We start from the raw sequence: 17,141 nt of genomic DNA, 5'->3' as shown, positions 1-17,141 counted from the left end.
TGGTGTCGCGTTTTTCATTTTTCACCCCTCGCGTCATGCCGAACCTGGCAAGCCCCGTTGTCTCCATGATGTGCGGGACGAAAGTTGTTGCGGGTAACTGGGGGCTGCAACTAATGAGCCATTTCAATCGAGCGAAGAAAAAGCTCAAATCAATTAACAGGATGTTTCCGGGTGTTTCGAGCGAGAGAATGGGTGAGGCGGGGAATATTCCTCAAATCAGGTGGTAAACGCCCGGTTGGGTGGGTGAAATGCCCCATTTTTGGAGGTAGAAGCGCCCCTGTTTCATTGACCGCTTTTGGCAGGGGTTGATTGCCCTGAGGCTGTGCCGGCATTTGCAGCCGCGTTACTCAACCTGCCGCATGATACCGAGCCATCCGCCAGAGGTTATTCGATTCGTCTGTCAGATGGCGCAAGCCACTACGATCCAGCATGCGTTCCGACTCCTCTTGCACCGCGACCAGCACAGCAGCCTCGTCGACGGCGCGTACGACGTAGTCTTCCATCAGGATCCTGCCATCGACGATAGTGGTACACACGTCAGCGCCGTTGGCGAAGCAAGTGACACGGTGGACCGGCATGTTCATCGGCATCAGGTGCGGTTTGAACAGGTCGATCAGAATGATGTCGGCTTTCTTGCCGACTTCCAGCGAGCCGATCTCATGTTCCATCGACAGTGCTTTGGCGGCATCGATAGTGACCATTTCCAGCACCTTGCCCTGGGGCAGGATGTCCGGGTCGCGGAAATGGCGGCGGTGGTAGTGCATGCACTGGAACATGTGGCGGAACATGTCGTAACCACGGTCCGGGGCGGCGCCGTCGGAGCCGAGGGCGACGGTTACATTGGCCTCGATCAGTTCCGGCACCGGGCAGCGGCCCAGGATCGACATGATGGCGCTCGGGTTGTGCACGATTCTGGTCTGTGTCTCGCGGCACAGGGCGATGTCTTCCTCTGTCAGGTCAATGCAGTGCGACATGAAGGATGTCGGGCCGAGCAGGCCCAGTTCGCGGTGGGCCAGCGCCAGCGTACCGGCGCGGTGGCCATCCTGGGTGAACGTAAGACCATGGCGGTGGGCCAGGGCCAGGTAATCCTGTGCTTGCTGGCGGAACAGAGGTGCCAACTCCCGATGGCCGGGCTCGTATTGTGGCGCGTACACCGGCAGCGTAATGGCAATGCGTACCCGGCCATCACCCATACCGTCGCAGCTCCTGGCGATTTCTTCGCAGACCTCGAACATGGTCTCGAAATTGACTTCGCGCCGAGTGGGCGATTCGGTCGACCAGTCCAGGTAGGTGCGCGGCGCTGGCGGCCGCGACGGCCCGACGGCTACCACCGAGCGGGTACCGATTTCGGCAATGGCCTGGGCGTGGCGTTGCGCGTAGACCGGGTCGTCGACCCGCATGATCGAATCGCCTCCGCCCAGTAGCGACACGCCGGTGGTGGTGCCGCATTTCAGCCGTTCCAGCGCTGACAACCTGGCGTCGACCTCCCAGAACCCGACTCCGGAGGCCGAGGTGTAAATGGTCTCGCAAGCCTTCATCCAGGCATCGCCCTCCCCGCCGCCGATGGTTTTCAGCATCGCGTGGCCGGCATGGGCGTGGCTGTCGATCAAGCCCGGGAGCACCGCCTTGTTGCGTGCATCGATGACTTTTTCAGCAGTGAAGCGAGCCCGCAGTTCATCCGTGCGCCCCACCGCTACGATGCGGTTGCCGAGCACGGCCACTGCGCCGTCCTCAATGACGCGCCGTTGGTCGTCCACGGTGATGACCACGCCATGCTCGATCAGCAGGTCTGCTTTGTTGAGGGGGGCGTCACGATGTGTCATACAGGGCATCCGGTTGAGGCTGGGGGCAAAGTGTTTTGGGTCACAGGCGGCTCTGCAGCAGGCTGCCATTTTTCGCCACGACGATGCCGCGGCTGATCACCGTCCGCGCCAGCGGCCGAGCGACAACGGCTTCACTCAGTGTCTCTGCGGGCAACAGTAACAAGTTGGCTGTTTGCCCTGTCGCCAATCCATGATCACTTCGCCCCAGTGCCTGGGCCCCATTGCCGGCAGCGGCTTCGAACGCTGCGCAGATTTCAGGGTCCGTTCGCATGCCGCAGCGCAACGCGAGCAGCATCGCGCGTTCGAGCATGTCGCCATTGCCCATTGGAGTCCATGCGTCGCGAATGCCATCTGAACCGAGGCAGACGTTTACCCCCACTGAGCGCAGCTCGGCAAAGGGCGGGATGGCAATATCAGATGGCGCCGTGGTCATCAGGGAAATTTTGTTGGCAGCCAGGCGTTCAGCCAACGGCAGCACTTGAGCCCAGTCTTTCATGCCCAGGCAAAAGGCATGGCTGATCATGACTCGCCCCTGCCGTTGATAACGCTCTGTGAAATCAATGATGCGAGCAATCTGCCAAAGCCCCAGCTCCCCACCGTCATGCAGGTGGATATCGATACCGCGATCAAACCTGTCTGCGAGCTCGAACAGGATCGACAGGTGCGCGATCGGATCATTGTCTATGCCGCAGGGGTCCAGCCCCCCTACTACCTCAACCCCCAGACCCAGGGCTTCTCGCATCAATGCTTCAACCCCGGGGCGGTTGACCAGGCCAACCTGAGGAAAGGTGACGAACTCGATATCCACCAGGTCGGCGTAGCGTTCGCGCAGCTCCAGCATGGCCTCCACATGCTCGATACCCAACTCCGGATCGGCGTCGACATGACAGCGCAACAACAGCGAGCCGCGAGCGATGCATTGTTCCAGCAGGGCACCCGCGCGCTCGGCAATGGGTGATGTGAGCTCGCGCAGGATTTGCCGTTCGTTCGCTATGCGCGCCTTGAGGTTTGGGCCTGCACTGTGTGGCCGCCATGGCTGTCCCCACAGGGTCTTGTCCAGATGGATATGGCTTTCTACCAGTGACGGAACGAGTAGTTGACCCTGTCCGTCAAGGTCAGGGCCGGCGACTGGATTGCCACTGGCTGGCCGACGATCGCCGATACGCCCCTCGACAATCTGTACATCTTCGATTTCGCCGCCATAGGGGCGGACATTACGCAACCAGAACGTCATTTGAACCTCATCACGGTTTGAGCGTGCCCCCGCCGCCAGATGGCCAACGGGGCACTCTTTAAGGGGTTACCCAAAGGGCTACTTCAAGTTGCCGGCAAGGAACTGCTTGAGTCGCTCACTCCTGGTGTGCCTGAACAGTTGCTCCGGGCTGCCTTCTTCCTCGATTTTGCCCTGGTGCAGGAAGATCACGTGGTTGGACACCTCGCGGGCAAAGGCCATCTCGTGCGTGACCACCACCATGGTCCTGCCCTCTTCGGCCAGGGCCTGCATCACCTTCAGCACCTCACCGACCAGCTCGGGGTCGAGCGCCGAGGTCGGCTCGTCGAACAGCATCACTTGCGGCTCCATCGCCAGGGCCCGGGCGATCGCCACTCGCTGCTGCTGACCGCCGGACAAATGCGACGGGTACTTTGCCTCCATGCTGGCCGGCAGGCCGACCTTGGCCAGGTACTTGCGTGCGCGAGCCACCGCCTCATCGCGGCTGAGGCCAAGCGCATGCATCGGCGCCTCGATCACGTTTTCCAGCACAGACATGTGCGCCCACAGGTTGAAGTGCTGGAACACCATGGACAGCTTGGTGCGCATGCTTTGCAGCTGCTTCTGGCTGGCCACGCGCAGCCCGCCGTTCCGGTCCTTCTCGGTGCGGATTTCCTCGGCGTTCACCGTGATTCGGCCGGCGCACGGTTGCTCGAGGAAGTTGATGCAGCGCAAGAAGGTACTCTTGCCTGAACCTGAGGAGCCGATGATGCTGATCACGTCGCCTGCCTTGGCCTTGATCGACACGCCCTTGAGCACCTCGTGATTGCCATATTTCTTGTACAGATCGTCTACGGTCAGTTTGTACATGGTTTTGAACCTGCGTATGCGGCCTTCAGGCGGCCTGGGGTTTCAGGAAGGCCAGCCAGCGGGTTTCACCGCGACGAAATAGCCAGACAAGTGACAGCGCAATCACTGCGTACAACAGTGCGGCGATGAAGAAAGCCTCGAACGCTGCATAGGTGGCCGAGTTGACGTCGCGGGCGACCTTCAGGATGTCGGGCACCGTGGCGGTGAACGCCACCGAGGTCGAATGCAGCATCATGATCACCTCGTTGCTGTAGTACGGCAGTGCGCGACGCAGCGCCGAGGGCAGGATGATGCGGCGGTACAGGTTGAACTTCGACATGCCGAAGGCCCGGGCCGCTTCTACCTCGCCGTACGGCACCGACTTGATCGCGCCAGCGAAGACTTCCGTGGTGTAGGCGCAGGTATTGAGCGCGAACGCCAGCACCGTGCAGTTGAAGCCTTCGCGAAAGAACATGTCGAGGAATTCATGCTCGCGCACCACGCTCAGGCTGTAGACACCGGTGTAGATGATCAACAGTTGTATATAGAGCGGCGTGCCACGAAACACATAGGTGTAGAACCAGACGGGAAGTCGGACGAACTTGTTTTTTGAAACCCGAGCCACGGCCAGCGGCACCGACAGCACGAATCCGATCGCGATCGACAGCACCAGCAGCCACAAGGTGATTGCCAGGCCGGAAAAGTTGGCGCCGTCCGACCACAAATACGCTTGCCAATATTCCTGGATAATCGCGATCACAGTTCAGCCTCCCGAACACCGACGGAGTAATGATGCTTGAGCCATATCAAGACGCCGTTTGAGACCGTGGTAATGACGAGATAAATCAGTGCACCGATCACGGTAAAGTAAAACAGCTGCATGGAACTCTTGCCGGCGTCCTGGGTGGCCCTGACGATATCGGACAGGCCAATGATGGACACCAGTGCGGTTGCCTTGATCATGACCTGCCAGTTGTTGGCAATACCGGGCAAGGCAAAACGCATCATTTGCGGGAACAGGACCCGATAGAACGCCTGCCATCGACTGAGGCCATAGGCCATGGCCGCCTCTGTCTGACCGCGTGGGACTGCCTGGAAAGCACCGCGGAACGTCTCGGTAAAATAAGCACCGTAGATAAACGCAAGTGTCACTACTCCCGCGAGAAAGGGATCAATATCAATCTGATCCATTCCAAGCCCTTCGGTGATCTGGTTGAGGAGGATCTGAATGCTGTAGAACAGCAACAGCATGGTCACCAGGTCGGGAACACTGCGTATCATCGTGGTATAGAGGGTGGCGATATTGCGCAGCCACCGATTACCCGACAACTTGGAACTGGCGCCCGCCAATCCAATCAGTACCGAGGCCAGCAGCGATAATGTGGCCAGCTTCAGTGTCATCCAGGTACCACTCGCGATCAGCGGCCCATAGTCTGCCAAGGACATTACATTCTCCTTGAACTCGAAAGATCAGCCGATGCTGCCTGTCTTGTTCAATCGTGTTTTTCTTGTTTTTGAATGCCGCAAAAGTTTGGATTCGTAAATGACTCGAATACATTCAGGCCGAATGATTCCATCGCGGGCTGACGTTGCAATCGATTAGTTGTAGATATCAAAGGAGAAATATTTATCGGAGATTTTCTGGTAAGTGCCGTCCTTGATAATCTCGGCAAGCGCCCCATTGATCTGTTCGCGTAGTTCATTGTCTTCCTTGCGCAAGCCGATTCCCGCTCCCACACCGAGCGTTTTCGGGTCGCGCAATTCCGGGCCGGCAAAAGCGAAATCACGTCCGCTCTCGGTTTTCAAAAAACCCAGGTCGGCCTGGACTGAAGACTGCAGCGCTGCATCCAGGCGGCCGGCGATCAAGTCCTGGTAAACAAGATCCTGGTTCTGGTAGGTCGTTACGGTGACGCCTTTCGGCGCCCAGTAAGTCCTGGCATAGGTTTCCTGCGTGGAGCCCTGCTCGATTCCGACACGCTTGCCTTGGAGGGATTCGGCCGTTGGCAGCAGAACGGAGCCTTTTTTTGCGATGAGACGAGGCAGGACATTACTGATCTTGTCGGAGAAGGCTATCTGCGCCTGACGTTTCTCGGTCACGCTCATGGAGGAAAGAATGCCATCGAACTTCTTGGCTTTGAGCGCCGGGATGATGCCGTCGAAGGAGTTCTCGACCCATACGCACTTGACCTTCAGCTGTTCGCAGATCGCGTTGCCAAGATCGATATCGAAGCCCACAAGGCTGCCATCGGGCGCCTTCGACTCGAACGGGGCGTAAGTGGGGTCAACACCGAAGCGAATGACTTGCAAGTCTTTCGCGTAGACGCCGCTGGCGGCCAAGGCCAGAACAACTGAAACTGCGAACTTCTTCATATTATTCTCCGTAAGCACATGGGTATTGCGGTTATAAAAAATGGCTGATCCTGTATGTAATACCGCTCCCTGTAGGAGCGAGCTCGCTCACGATGTACTTGAGAGCGCCGCGTTTAATCAGTAAACACGCGTAATCGTTAACGACCATCGCGAGCAGAGCTCGCTCCTACAAGTATTCATCACACCGCTTGCATGCTGCGTCGGTAGCTCGCCGGAGAGAACTTGATCGTCAGCACCGCCATCGCCGCGAGCACCCCAATGTGCAACCACCAACCGGTGATGAAGCTGCCGCCGGAGTCGCGTAGCCAGCCGATCAACCAGGGAGCACTCGATGCGAGCAGGAAACCGATGCCCTGAACGAAGGCCGCCAAGGTCCCGGCCGCTTGTGCATTGGGCAAGTGGTCGAGGCTGACAATCAGACTGAGCGAGAAGAACCCGCCGAGGCCGAAACCGGCCAGTGCGACCCACAACCACGGCGCTGCGTTGGGGGCAAGCGCGAAACCGGCGAAGCCTACGGCCTGCAGCGCGATCGTCAGCCATAAGGCTCCGCGCCGGTCAGCGCTGCGGCGGGCGAGCATCGGCATGGCGAACGCCGCCGTCGCCTGGAACATCGCCAGCCACGCGAGCAAGTTGCCCGAGGCCTGCAGGCCCATGTTCTGCTGCTGGTAGAAGGAAGGCAGCCATGCCACCAGACTCGAGTAACCGCTGTTGGTAAGCCCAAAGTAGGCGGCCAACTGCCAGGCACGCCGATTCTTGAAAAAGCTGCCGGTCAAGGCCGGTACAGGTCCGCGAGCTTCTATCGGCGGCGTGCGTGGCGCGCACACCAGCCAAAGCAAGAGCACGGCAAGCGCTGGCAACGCCCACATGGAAAGCCCCAGCCTCCAGCCGCCATACGTATTCAGCCACGTGCTGGCCAGCGAGCCCAGCGCCCCGCCACCGACCAATGCCGCCGAGTAGAGCCCCATCGCCATCGCTATCCGTTCAGGAAACCAGCGTTTGACGACACCCGGTATCAAGGCCTGGATCACCGCTACACCGGTGCCGGCGATACCGGCGCCGATAATCAACTGCGCGCCGTCCTTGACCACGGCACGTGACGCGCACCCGAGCATCAAGAGCACCAATGCGCCGGCCAGCGCCCGCCTTTCGCCGAAGCGGCGTGCGACACCGATGCCAATGAAGGCAATCAGGCCCATCAGCACGAACGGCAAGGTGGTCAACATCGCGGCGGCGCGAAAATCGAGGCCAATATCAGCGCGCACCAGATCGAGCACCGGGCCCACCGAAGTCAGGAATGGCCGCAAATTCAAGCCCAGCAGCACCATGAGCACCAGTGCCGTCAGTGATACTTCACCTGTGCGCGACACGCTCGTAGCGATGCAAGCCGATTCATGGTCAGTCATGGCGGGCACTTCTTTGCGGCCGGTGCGAATGCCGGTTCGGCAGCATCTCTTGCATCAGCGTCACGTCACTTGTCATCACATTTACCTTGGAGATTCTGGTCAACAGGCCGCGTCAGAGGCTGTGCTGCAAGATTAAGAGCAGGTGCTATCATTCGGAAATTAAATGTTCGAATGGCAATTAGTGGGGAATGTAATGACTTCGACGCTGATGGATCCGTTGCTGCTCAAGAGTTTCGTCGCGGTGGTAGAGAGCGGCAGTTTCACGCGCGCCGGTGAACGCGTGCACTTGAGCCAGTCGACCATCAGCCAACAGTTGAAGCGCCTCGAGGAGCAACTCGGCTGTGAGTTGCTCAACCGCAGCGGGCGCTACGTCGTCACCACCGAGGACGGCGAGCGCTTGCTCGGCTATGCGCGCCGGGTTCTGGGGCTGATGGAAGAGGTAGTGGAGGAGTTACGCAAGGGCCACGCACAGGGCGAGGTGCACATCGGCGTGCCAGAAGACTTCGCCTCGGACTTGCTGACGCCAACGCTTGGCGCCTTCGCACGCGCGCACCCGTCGATAAGGCTTGAGATCAGCAGTGGGCTGAGCAACACGCTATGGCAACAGTTTTGTGCCGGCGACTACGACCTGGTGCTGATCAAGCAGCGCCCTGGACAGGTTGTGGGACATGCCGCCTGGCCCGAACCGCTCGCCTGGTTCGACAGCCTCAAGGAACCAACATACGAGCGCGACCCGCTGCCACTGGTGGTGTTTCCGGTCGGCGGCTTGTATCGCGATGAAATGATCCACGCACTGGAGAGCGCCGGCCGACGCTGGCGCATTGGCTACAGCAGTGCGAGCCTCGCGAGCGTCCGCTCGGCAGTCGCCGATGGTCTCGGCGTCAGCGTGCTCCCCTCGCGACTTGCACTGCCCGGCCACCGACGGTTGGGCGTGGCCGAGTCCTTCGCCGAACTGGCGCCACTGGAAATCGCGCTCCACCTGCGCCCCGACGCACCACGCCGAGTGATCGATCTGGCCGAACAGTTGACAAGGCTATGCGCTCAGGTGACCGGCCACGTCGGCTGACAAGCGGAAAAACACATTGGAGTGCACCCGGTTCAGTTTCTGCTGATCGGCTGCACTGTGCTGGTAGCCGCCCTCCTCTTATACAGCCTGTCGACGCATGGTCAGGATGGCGGCGCCGAAGCAGATGAAGATCGATCCCACCACCCGGTTGAGCCAGCGGGACAGGTCTGGCCGCGTCAGCACGCTCTTGACTCTGGACGCAAGAGCGGCGTTTAGAGCACTCAACGAAATCTGAAGCCTGCCAGCCATGTGCTAACGTTCGGGCTTCATCACTTTAAAGTCATACGCCGATGTCCATTGCCGACAACCTCCTTGCCTTTACCTTTGCCGCCACCCTGCTGACGCTGACACCGGGCCTCGATACCGCCCTGGTCTTGCGAACCGCAACGGTGGAAGGCAAACAGCAGGCGTTTCGCGCAGCCCTGGGTATCAATGCCGGCTGCTTGTTGTGGGGCGCTGCCGTCGCCTTTGGCCTGGGTGCTCTGATTGCAGTATCGGGGCTGGCGTACAGCCTGTTGAAGTACTGCGGCGCCGCTTACCTGGCGTGGCTCGGACTGAACATGTTGCTGCGCCCGCGCAACTCATTATCGCCCGTCGAAGCGGACGCAAGGCCGAATGCAAACTGGTTCCTGAAGGGCATGATGGGCAACGTCCTCAATCCCAAGATCGGGATTTTCTACGTTTCCTTTCTCCCTCAGTTCATTCCCCAAGGGCACAACCTGATTGCCTGGACATTCGGTTTGGTGAGCATTCACGTAGTGCTCGGCTTGTTGTGGTCGTCGACGTTGATTGGCGCAACTCAACAACTCGCCGGCGTTCTGCGGCGTGAGAAGGTCATCACATGGATGGATCGCACAACAGGCCTGGTCTTTGTGCTGTTCGCAGCTCGGTTGGCCATAAGCAAGCGCTGAAAACCGCCTCAACGGCGAGCACTGCAAGTAACAGTTATCCCTCAGCTACACTGACTCGATACATTTCTGCACCGAGACTTCGGCCATGGCGACCAAAACCGCAATCGTATTCGCTGGTGGCGGCAGCCTGGGTGCGGTGCAGGTCGGCATGTTGCGGGCCCTGGTCGAGGCCAATGTTCGATTCGACATGGTGGTTGGCGCTTCGGTAGGCGCCATCAACGGTGCCTACTTTGCCGCAAGGCCCGATTCCGATGGCGTTGAGGCGCTCGCCGGATTCTGGCGGGGGCTGAGTAAAACCGACATCTTTCCCCTCTCCTGGCTCGATACCTGTCGAGGACTGATCAAGCGGCGCGGCTTTCTGTTGCAACCGGCGGCCTTGAACCGATTGCTGGGTCAGGCACTGCCCATTCATCGCATTGAGGAGGCGGCGCTGCCCCTGCACATCGTCACCACCGACCTGCTCAGTGGTGCCGAGACCGTTCTGTCCAGTGGCGAACTCGAGCAGGCGTTACTGGCCAGCGCAGCCATCCCGCTGGTATTCCCCTGCGTACAAATCGCCGACCGGTTCCTGGTTGACGGCGGTGTGGCAAGCAATACACCCATTTCGACTGCCGTCGCCTTGGGAGCCACCAACGTCGTGGTCATCCCCACCGGCATAAGTTGCGCCCTGACACAACCGCCCCGAGGCCTGGTCGCCTTGGCCCTGCACACCGTCAATCTGATGAGCATGCGCCAACTGGTGAACGACATCGAACACTTCCGCACGCTCACCAGCCTGCACATCGTCCCGCCCTTGTGCCCCGTGGATGTCTCGGTGTTCAACTTTGACCAGACCGAGTCCTTGCTGCAGCGCGCCTATGTGCAGACCCTGCGGTGGCTGGAACGCGGAGGGCTCGAACGCACCAAGGTACCGGGGGCCCTTTCCATCCATTCACATGCCCATGAGCATTGAGAACCGACCGGTCGCACCGAAGGAGGTCACCCGTTTATGCACTGTGTCCTTTTCGAAATCCGATGAACTACCAGTCTGGGGCACGGCCCCGGGCACTTTTGTCTGACACCCTGAAACGGAGAAGCCAGCATGAGCACCTTGCAACTTCACCCTGTACTGGACAATGGCATCCAGCCCGCCGCCGCGAATTTCACCGGTGGCACCCTGCAATGCCTGTGTGCGACCGACAAGGTCGAGGTCAGGATCGACGCGCAAACCCTGTATAACCACGCCTGCGGTTGCAGCAAATGCTGGAAACCGAAAAACGCGATATTCGCCGTCATCGCCGTAGTGCCTCGGGATAAGGTCAGCGTCATTGCCCACGGCGAAAAACTGGCGATTGTCGACGAAACCGCCACCATCCAGCGCCACGCCTGCAAGCAGTGTCACGCCCATCTCTTTGGGCGCATCGAGAACAAGAACCATGCGTTCTATGGTCTGGACTTCGTCCACACCGAGCTTTCGCCACAGAGCGGATGGGCTGCGCCGGGATTCGCGGCGTTCGTGTCCTCCATCATCGAAACCGGCACACCGCCAGCGCAAATGAAGGCTATTCGCGAGCGCCTGCGCTCGATCGGCCTGGAACCCTATGACTGCCTGTCCCCGGATTTGATGGACGCAATGGCGACTCATGTCGCCAGACAGAAAGGCCTGCTCCCTGCCGCCTGATTGATCCGTCGCCGCGGTTTCTTTTCCGGACCGCGGCTGCGGTTCACCCTTGATGTACGGATTCAGGTCCCGCTTTTAACCTTGCTCCAGACCCGGGTCCGAATGCGTTCGATTTTGAGCGGCAGTGGCTGGTCGGGAAACAGCGTGGCCAGTGTTGCCGCCGGGGGATAGACGTCAGGATTGTTCTTCAACCCTTCATCGACATACGCCATGGCGCTCTTGTTGCCGTTGGGATAACCCAGGTAGTTGGAGCTTTTAGCGATGATGTCGGGGCGCATCATGTAGTTGATAAAGCTCAAGCCTTGCTGCGGATGAGGGGCATCCTTGAGCAACACCAGCGTTTCCATCCAGACCGACGAGCCCTCGCGCGGAATCCGATAGGCCAGGTGGCGACCGTTATTGGCGCGTTCGGCGTTGATCTTTGCGTCGTACACCCCACCTGACCAGGCCACTACAGCGCAAATATTGCCGTTGGCCAGGTCAGTGATGAACCGTGACGAATCAAAATAGGTGATGTAGGGACGAATTTTCAGCAGTAACGCTTCGGCTTTTGCATAGTCATCGGGATTTTTACTGTCGGGCGGCAAGCCGAGATAGTGCAAGGCGATCGGAATGATCTCGCTGGGGGAGTCGAGCATCGCGACGCCGCATTGGCTGAGCCTGGCGATATTTTCTTCCTTGAAGATCAGATCCCAGGAGTCCACCGGGGCAGCCGCCCCCAGTACCTTGGTCACCTGATCCACGTCATAGCCGATACCCGTGGTGCCCCACATGTAGGGGATTGCATAGCGATTACCGGGATCGTTCTGCGCGACCTTGGCGAGAATCTCGGGATCAAGGTTCGAGCGGTTGCTCAATTGGCTGCCATCGAGCTCCTGGAGTACGCCGGCCTTGATCAGGTTGGGCAGCGCACTGTTGGTCACCACCACTACGTCGTATCCGCTACGTCCGACCATCAACTTGCTCTGCATGACTTCAGAGCTATCAAAAGTATCCAGCACCATAGGTGTGCCGGTCTCCTGCTCGAATTCCTTCGGCGCCTGCGGGGCAATGAAGTCATACCAGTTGTACAAGTTCACGCTGGGGGCCTGCGCCCAACTGGCGGCTGTGCCCAGCCCGCAAAAAGTGAACAAGCCAAGGTGCAGCAATCGCATTGCTTTCATGGGGTGCTCCTGGCGAATCGGCCATCGATTGGCGGTCCGCCGCGATATTGTTCTTGTTGGGAAGCGAAACAGGGTTCGTCGCTCAGGGGATCAATAACTCACGGCGACCGTCCGCCTGCTCATTGAGCGCACCGTGCAATTGCAAGCGCTTCTGCGCGCGATAGTCATAGAGCGCGCGTGCCGGTGCGATCTGCGTCATGTCCAGTTCGACGACATGCCGGCACTCCTGGGATCCGGCTTCAAACAGTCGCTTGCCGAACGGATCGACTACGCTGCTGCCCCCTGCGAAGACTTCGCCTGCACCCTCACCGACGCGGTTCACCATGGCGGCGAAGACCTGATTTTCCTGGGCTCTGGCGGCAACGGCGGTATGGTGAACGTGGCCGTAAGGTTCCATGTTGCCGTCAGTGATCAGAATCAGCTCCGCGCCGAGTGCCGCCAATGCGCACGCGCCTTCCGGGAACTCAATGTCGTAGCAGACCAACAAACCGATACGCACCCCGCGCCATTGCACGGTGGAAAAACGGTCGCCAGGCAGCACGAGGCCAGGTTCACCGACCCACAGATGAGTCTTGCGATAACTGAGCGCCACGCCTTCCGGGGTAATGAACAACGTGGTGTTGTAAAAGCGCTCGCCATCGCGCTCGATCAAACCCACAACTACCGCGACATCTCTCTGCCGGGCAGCAGCGCAGATTGCCTGGACGCTGGGACCGGAAACGGGTTCGGCGAGCCGGGCAATATTACCGTGGTCGAGAAAGCCGGTGATAAACGACTCGGGGAACATCAGGATATCGGTGCCAGGCACACTTTCGGCAATCGCCCGTAGAATGCGTTCCAGGTTGTAAGCGACATCGCCATCGCGACCCGCCAACTGTAAGAGTTCAAGTTTCATTGTCAGACCTTTCGGGTAAAAAGCGTCCTGGCCAGGAAGCGGATGACTTTGTCAAAGGCCCGACAAGTATGCGTATCGTGGAAAAACTTCCTATCACGCGGAGTGAGTACTCCCAAAGGGGTAGTACACGGAAATGACGGGGAAATACGCTGCCCTTCAGTAAGTTTCTTTGCGCAGCGAGCGCCTGACCTCAGCCTGTATGGCATAAGCCGGCGCCTCCACGGCATTGAAATCCTGGGTATAGCGTTGGGCAAATCCCTGCACTCCCCATTCCTGATACTGCTGCACATGTTTCAGTTCGTGAGCCCAGAGCGCGATGTCCTGTTCGGCGGATTGAGCGTCCCGGAAGAGGATGACATCGATCAGCGTCACGGCACCGACATCGGGGTTTTGCAGCATGGCATTGGCGGCGGTAAGTTGGCCGTTGTCGCTGATTTTGTAGCGCGCGGTATCGAGGACACCGGGGTCGTACCAGTGCAGCAGCTGCTCGCGGATGTGCGCTGGAACGGGTTGAAGGCCGGCGCTGGCGGCTTCGGCGCGGGCCTGGGTCAGCCACAGGGCCAGGGCAGGTGCCGCGATCTGGTAGACGTCATCAGGCACCAGGTCCGGCAGGCAGATGCAGCCGTCCAGGCACACTTGTTTCTCGCCAGCCGGGCAGCCGTTGCTCTGGGCCGGGACTTCAAGTGCCAGGCAAAGAACAGACAATGCCAACAGGCGCGTGGTGATGGGCGGCATTGGGCGCTCCAGATTTTTCCGAGCGTTGTTCATACCATGGCATGGCGTCAATGCCTGTGCCTCGAAACATCAACAATCCTGGCGATCGAGCAGTGAACTCTCCAACAGTGCCTTCAACGCCATCGGCCTGGCGAAATGATAACCCTGGGCCTGCCCTGCCCCGATCTCACGCAGCAGATCCAGCGTCGCTTCATCCTCGACACCTTCGGCCACCACACTCAGGTCCAGCGATTCGGCCATCCGCACAATCGCCCGGACGATCGCGCGACTGCGGGAACTGGTGGTCAGTTCGAGGATGAACGACTTGTCGATTTTCAAGCCGCTGAAACGGTATTGATGCACATAGCTCAGGGAGGAAAACCCTGCACCGAAGTCATCGAGCACCACCGACATGCCATTGTCAGCCAGTTGCTGCATGGTCTGGCGGGCAATCGCCGGCTCGGCGACCAGTGCCCCTTCGGTCAATTCCAGGCAGATTCGCGATGGCGAGACCTGGTGCTGCGCCAACAGTGCCAGCACCTCACTGGCAAAGTCGGGACGCGTCATGCTGTAGCTGGAGCAATTGACGTGCACCGCAGGCCAATTGGCATGTTCGGGCTGTGCGAGAATCGCTGCAATGCTGCCCAGCATGTACAGGTCCAGTCGACCGATCAGGCGCAAACCCTCGACATCCGGCAAGAACTCGCCCGGCGCGATCACCCGGCCACCCGGCTGATGCCAGCGGATCAGCGCTTCAAGGGCCAACAGCTCACCCGTTTCGACGCTGACTATCGGCTGGAAATACGGCAGCAGTTCGTCAGTACGCTTGAGCGCGTTGCGCAAGGCGCCTTCACGCTCGACCTGGTCCGAGACTTCACGGCGCACTTCCTGGTTGAACACCGCGTAGCTGTCGCGCCCCGCACTCTTGACCCGGTACATCGCTGCATCGGCATCGCGCAACAAGTCGGCGGGCTCGTGGTGGAACTGACTGTCGGCGCTGACAATACCGATGCTGCACGAGGAGAAAACTTCATGGCCGTTGATGAAAAACGGCAGGTCGAACGCCACCAGGATCCGCTCGGCGATTTCGATCATCACCTCCAGCGGGGCCTCGGGGGCCAGCACCGAAAACTCGTCGCCCCCCAGGCGCGCCAGCATGTCGGTGTCACGCAGGCAACCGCGCAGACGCTGGGCCGCCTGCATCAACAGCAGGTCGCCAAAATGGTGGCCGAGGCTGTCGTTGACCATCTTGAAGCGGTCGAGATCGATGAACATCACCGCCAGGTGCCCGCCTTCGCTGCCGAACCGTGACCAGGCCAGATTGAGGCGCTGTTGCAGATAGGTGCGATTCGGCAACCCGGTCAGCGCATCGTGAGCGTTTTCGTGCTGCAACTTGGCATTGGCGTGATCGAGCTCGCGGGTGCGGCTCTGCACCCGGGCTTCCAGCTGGAGGTTGGCGGCATGGATCGCTTCGGCCGCGGTGCGTCGGGACAACGCAGTGTCAATGTGCCGCGATACGAAAGTCAGCAGTTCCTGGTCACGCAGGGTATAGCGCACCTGCGAGGTATAGCTTTGCACCGCCAGCACGCCACGCACCACGTCGTCTTCGAACAACGGGATGCCCAGCCAGGAGTAGGAGCGTACAGACTCGTGGGCAATTTCGATTTCACCCTGCGCGGACAGCCGCTCGGCCTCGCCGGCATCAATCAGGCAAGGTCGACGCTGACGAATCACATATTCAGTCAAGCCCCTGCGCCCACGCCGTGCCGCCGGGATGGTCGTCTGCCGTTCATCCACGTAATAGGGAAAGGTCACTTCACCGGTCGCGTCGTCGAACAGTGCAATGTAGAAGTTCTGCGCGAACAGCAGATCACCGACGATGCCATGCAAGGTTTGAAACAACTCAGCCATATCGCCAGGCTGGCTGGACAGTTCTGCAATCTGGAACAACGCGCCCTGCAGATGTTCGGCACGCTCCCGGTCTGCCACTTCCTGGCGCAATGCGTCGTTGAGTGCCGAAAGTTCCAGGGTACGACGCATCACCGTTTCTTCCAGGTCCTCTCGGTGCAGAATCCGGTCCAGCGCCATGGCCACGTGGCGGGCTACCACCAGAAACAGCGCGCGGTCTTCAGCGCTGTAGATACGGGAAACGTCATAGACCTGCATCGCCAGCATGCCAAACACCTCATCCGAGGCATTTTTCAGCGGTGCGCCCATCCAGAACTCGGGACGATCGCCCACGCAGTAGAATCGCTTTTCGGCCTGGGCCGCGAGAATGCCAGCAGCGTCGATCAACAACGGCTGGCCAGTGGTCAACACCTGCCCGGTCAGCGACAGGCGCGAACGGTCAAGGTATTCGTAGTTTTCGGATTCCAGGGCATCAACGTCGATGATGTCCACGTAATACGGGTAGTCGATCTTGCCCGTGTGCGGGTTATACAGCGCCAGATAGAAGTTTTCGGCGTCGATCAGGCTGGCCAGCAGCCGGTGAACCCCCACCAGAAACACCGACCGGTCACGGGTCGAACTGGCCAGATAGGTAATTTCATACAGCACTCGCTGAGTGATCTGCGCGCGGGCAAGGGTATTGGTCTGCAGCTCAATGCCCAGGCGCTGGGCAAACTCGGCGAACGCAGGCTCCGCAGCATCTTTGACTGGCGCGAGCAGCCAACCCAGCACACTTTCGCCTCTGCCGGTCGGCCAACCATGCAGGTTCGAGGTCAGGCAAAAGGCTTCAAACTCTTCATTCGCAACGCTTGAAGGCCATTGCGCCCGCGGGTCGCCCTGCCCGACCCAATGCATTTGTTCACCGGCGCGATAAAACGCCCAGGCGGTGGTATGGGCCCAATTGCGTGCTGAATCCAGCAAGTGTTCGATCGTGTCGTCGTTGCCGGCGTAAGCCATGCCGACAGTATCCGGGTTCCCTGGTGGCTGCAGTGCGGCAACGTTGCAATGGCTCGTTTGCTGCGGGTAATCGGTCAGTGTACGAAAACTCATCAGCGCTCCCTGAGCCAAAACTGCCGAAACTCACTTGCTGATAGATAGCAATGTGCCATGAGCCTCCCGTCAATAACTTA

15 protein-coding genes and 1 pseudogene are annotated in these 17,141 nt (G+C 59.6%); 4 read left to right on the top strand and 12 right to left on the bottom strand.

Annotation, left to right across the window (positions count from 1 at the left end; genetic code table 11):
- Positions 1 to 347: 347 nt before the first annotated feature.
- The 7 genes from ACEN8Q_RS06275 to ACEN8Q_RS06245 all read right to left on the bottom strand — a co-directional run bounded on the left by ACEN8Q_RS06275 (position 348) and on the right by ACEN8Q_RS06245 (position 7,655).
- On the bottom strand, positions 348 to 1,823 hold the full coding sequence (locus ACEN8Q_RS06275) for an amidohydrolase family protein (protein WP_413425896.1): 1,476 nt from the start codon (positions 1,821 to 1,823) through the stop codon (positions 348 to 350).
- Positions 1,824 to 1,863: 40 nt separating this feature from the next.
- The gene (locus ACEN8Q_RS06270) at positions 1,864 to 3,057 is read right to left on the bottom strand and encodes an amidohydrolase family protein (RefSeq protein ID WP_413425894.1); all 1,194 of its coding nucleotides are present in this window, start codon (positions 3,055 to 3,057) and stop codon (positions 1,864 to 1,866) included.
- Positions 3,058 to 3,135: 78 nt separating this feature from the next.
- The gene (locus ACEN8Q_RS06265; protein WP_413425892.1) at positions 3,136 to 3,903 is read right to left on the bottom strand and encodes an ABC transporter ATP-binding protein; all 768 of its coding nucleotides are present in this window, start codon (positions 3,901 to 3,903) and stop codon (positions 3,136 to 3,138) included.
- Between the two features lie 25 nt (positions 3,904 to 3,928).
- A complete protein-coding gene (locus ACEN8Q_RS06260) occupies positions 3,929 to 4,642 on the bottom strand; it encodes an ABC transporter permease (protein WP_413425890.1) in 714 nt (237 codons plus the stop codon).
- Positions 4,639 to 5,328, bottom strand: coding sequence for an ABC transporter permease (locus tag ACEN8Q_RS06255; RefSeq protein ID WP_413704747.1), 690 nt, complete (start codon positions 5,326 to 5,328; stop codon positions 4,639 to 4,641). Before ACEN8Q_RS06255 ends, ACEN8Q_RS06260 begins: the two co-directional genes overlap by 4 nt.
- 153 nt (positions 5,329 to 5,481) lie before the next feature.
- Positions 5,482 to 6,252, bottom strand: a complete 771-nt coding sequence (locus ACEN8Q_RS06250; protein ID WP_413425886.1) for an ABC transporter substrate-binding protein — start codon at positions 6,250 to 6,252, stop codon at positions 5,482 to 5,484.
- A 179-nt stretch (positions 6,253 to 6,431) separates the two neighbouring features.
- Entirely contained in the window at positions 6,432 to 7,655 is a 1,224-nt protein-coding gene (locus ACEN8Q_RS06245) for a cyanate transporter (protein WP_413704746.1), read from the bottom strand.
- Positions 7,656 to 7,848: 193 nt separating this feature from the next.
- Here ACEN8Q_RS06245 and ACEN8Q_RS06240 point away from each other — a divergent pair, with 193 nt between their 5' ends.
- Entirely contained in the window at positions 7,849 to 8,721 is an 873-nt protein-coding gene (locus ACEN8Q_RS06240; protein WP_413704745.1) for a LysR family transcriptional regulator, read from the top strand.
- 78 nt (positions 8,722 to 8,799) lie between these two features.
- On the opposite strand, the pseudogene ACEN8Q_RS06235 reads toward ACEN8Q_RS06240, so the two are convergent.
- Positions 8,800 to 8,931: pseudogene (locus ACEN8Q_RS06235) on the bottom strand (LysE family translocator); the annotation flags it as partial.
- A gap of 80 nt (positions 8,932 to 9,011) precedes the next feature.
- On the opposite strand from ACEN8Q_RS06235, the gene ACEN8Q_RS06230 reads away from it, so the two are divergent.
- The 3 genes from ACEN8Q_RS06230 (at position 9,012) to gfa (ending at position 11,292) form a co-directional block, all read left to right on the top strand.
- Positions 9,012 to 9,632 (top strand): LysE family translocator, encoded by a 621-nt coding sequence (locus tag ACEN8Q_RS06230; RefSeq protein ID WP_413425880.1) that lies wholly within the window; start codon positions 9,012 to 9,014, stop codon positions 9,630 to 9,632.
- A gap of 85 nt (positions 9,633 to 9,717) precedes the next feature.
- Entirely contained in the window at positions 9,718 to 10,584 is an 867-nt protein-coding gene (locus ACEN8Q_RS06225) for a patatin-like phospholipase family protein (RefSeq protein WP_413425878.1), read from the top strand.
- Positions 10,585 to 10,713: 129 nt separating this feature from the next.
- A complete protein-coding gene (gene gfa, locus ACEN8Q_RS06220; protein WP_413425876.1) occupies positions 10,714 to 11,292 on the top strand; it encodes an S-(hydroxymethyl)glutathione synthase in 579 nt (192 codons plus the stop codon).
- A 62-nt stretch (positions 11,293 to 11,354) separates the two neighbouring features.
- Here the strand turns inward: gfa and ACEN8Q_RS06215 are convergent, their stop codons facing one another.
- The 4 genes from ACEN8Q_RS06215 to ACEN8Q_RS06200 all read right to left on the bottom strand — a co-directional run bounded on the left by ACEN8Q_RS06215 (position 11,355) and on the right by ACEN8Q_RS06200 (position 17,061).
- Complete coding sequence (locus ACEN8Q_RS06215; RefSeq protein ID WP_413704744.1) at positions 11,355 to 12,455, bottom strand: polyamine ABC transporter substrate-binding protein; 1,101 nt, start codon at positions 12,453 to 12,455, stop codon at positions 11,355 to 11,357.
- A gap of 82 nt (positions 12,456 to 12,537) precedes the next feature.
- On the bottom strand, positions 12,538 to 13,350 hold the full coding sequence (locus tag ACEN8Q_RS06210; protein WP_413425872.1) for a carbon-nitrogen hydrolase family protein: 813 nt from the start codon (positions 13,348 to 13,350) through the stop codon (positions 12,538 to 12,540).
- A 156-nt stretch (positions 13,351 to 13,506) separates the two neighbouring features.
- Complete coding sequence (locus tag ACEN8Q_RS06205; RefSeq protein WP_413425870.1) at positions 13,507 to 14,085, bottom strand: DUF4157 domain-containing protein; 579 nt, start codon at positions 14,083 to 14,085, stop codon at positions 13,507 to 13,509.
- Between the two features lie 69 nt (positions 14,086 to 14,154).
- Positions 14,155 to 17,061: an EAL domain-containing protein gene (locus ACEN8Q_RS06200; RefSeq protein WP_413704743.1), complete on the bottom strand. Its 2,907-nt coding sequence runs from the start codon at positions 17,059 to 17,061 to the stop codon at positions 14,155 to 14,157.
- Between the last annotated feature and the right edge of the window lie 80 nt (positions 17,062 to 17,141).

This window comes from Pseudomonas sp. Pseusp16 (genome assembly GCF_047324915.1).
In the GTDB taxonomy this organism is placed as follows: domain Bacteria; phylum Pseudomonadota; class Gammaproteobacteria; order Pseudomonadales; family Pseudomonadaceae; genus Aquipseudomonas; species Aquipseudomonas fluorescens_CD.
This window is presented reverse-complemented; position numbering and strand designations above follow the sequence as displayed.

Coding starts and splice junctions, on each gene's coding strand:
- ACEN8Q_RS06275 (WP_413425896.1), bottom strand. CDS start 1,823: ATGACACATCGTGACGCCCCCCTCAACAAAGCAGACCTGCTGATCGAG.
- ACEN8Q_RS06270 (WP_413425894.1), bottom strand. CDS start 3,057: ATGACGTTCTGGTTGCGTAATGTCCGCCCCTATGGCGGCGAAATCGAA.
- ACEN8Q_RS06265 (WP_413425892.1), bottom strand. CDS start 3,903: ATGTACAAACTGACCGTAGACGATCTGTACAAGAAATATGGCAATCAC.
- ACEN8Q_RS06255 (WP_413704747.1), bottom strand. CDS start 5,328: ATGTCCTTGGCAGACTATGGGCCGCTGATCGCGAGTGGTACCTGGATG.
- ACEN8Q_RS06250 (WP_413425886.1), bottom strand. CDS start 6,252: ATGAAGAAGTTCGCAGTTTCAGTTGTTCTGGCCTTGGCCGCCAGCGGC.
- ACEN8Q_RS06245 (WP_413704746.1), bottom strand. CDS start 7,655: ATGACTGACCATGAATCGGCTTGCATCGCTACGAGCGTGTCGCGCACA.
- ACEN8Q_RS06240 (WP_413704745.1), top strand. CDS start 7,849: ATGACTTCGACGCTGATGGATCCGTTGCTGCTCAAGAGTTTCGTCGCG.
- ACEN8Q_RS06230 (WP_413425880.1), top strand. CDS start 9,012: ATGTCCATTGCCGACAACCTCCTTGCCTTTACCTTTGCCGCCACCCTG.
- ACEN8Q_RS06225 (WP_413425878.1), top strand. CDS start 9,718: ATGGCGACCAAAACCGCAATCGTATTCGCTGGTGGCGGCAGCCTGGGT.
- gfa (WP_413425876.1), top strand. CDS start 10,714: ATGAGCACCTTGCAACTTCACCCTGTACTGGACAATGGCATCCAGCCC.
- ACEN8Q_RS06215 (WP_413704744.1), bottom strand. CDS start 12,455: ATGAAAGCAATGCGATTGCTGCACCTTGGCTTGTTCACTTTTTGCGGG.
- ACEN8Q_RS06210 (WP_413425872.1), bottom strand. CDS start 13,350: ATGAAACTTGAACTCTTACAGTTGGCGGGTCGCGATGGCGATGTCGCT.
- ACEN8Q_RS06205 (WP_413425870.1), bottom strand. CDS start 14,085: ATGCCGCCCATCACCACGCGCCTGTTGGCATTGTCTGTTCTTTGCCTG.
- ACEN8Q_RS06200 (WP_413704743.1), bottom strand. CDS start 17,061: ATGAGTTTTCGTACACTGACCGATTACCCGCAGCAAACGAGCCATTGC.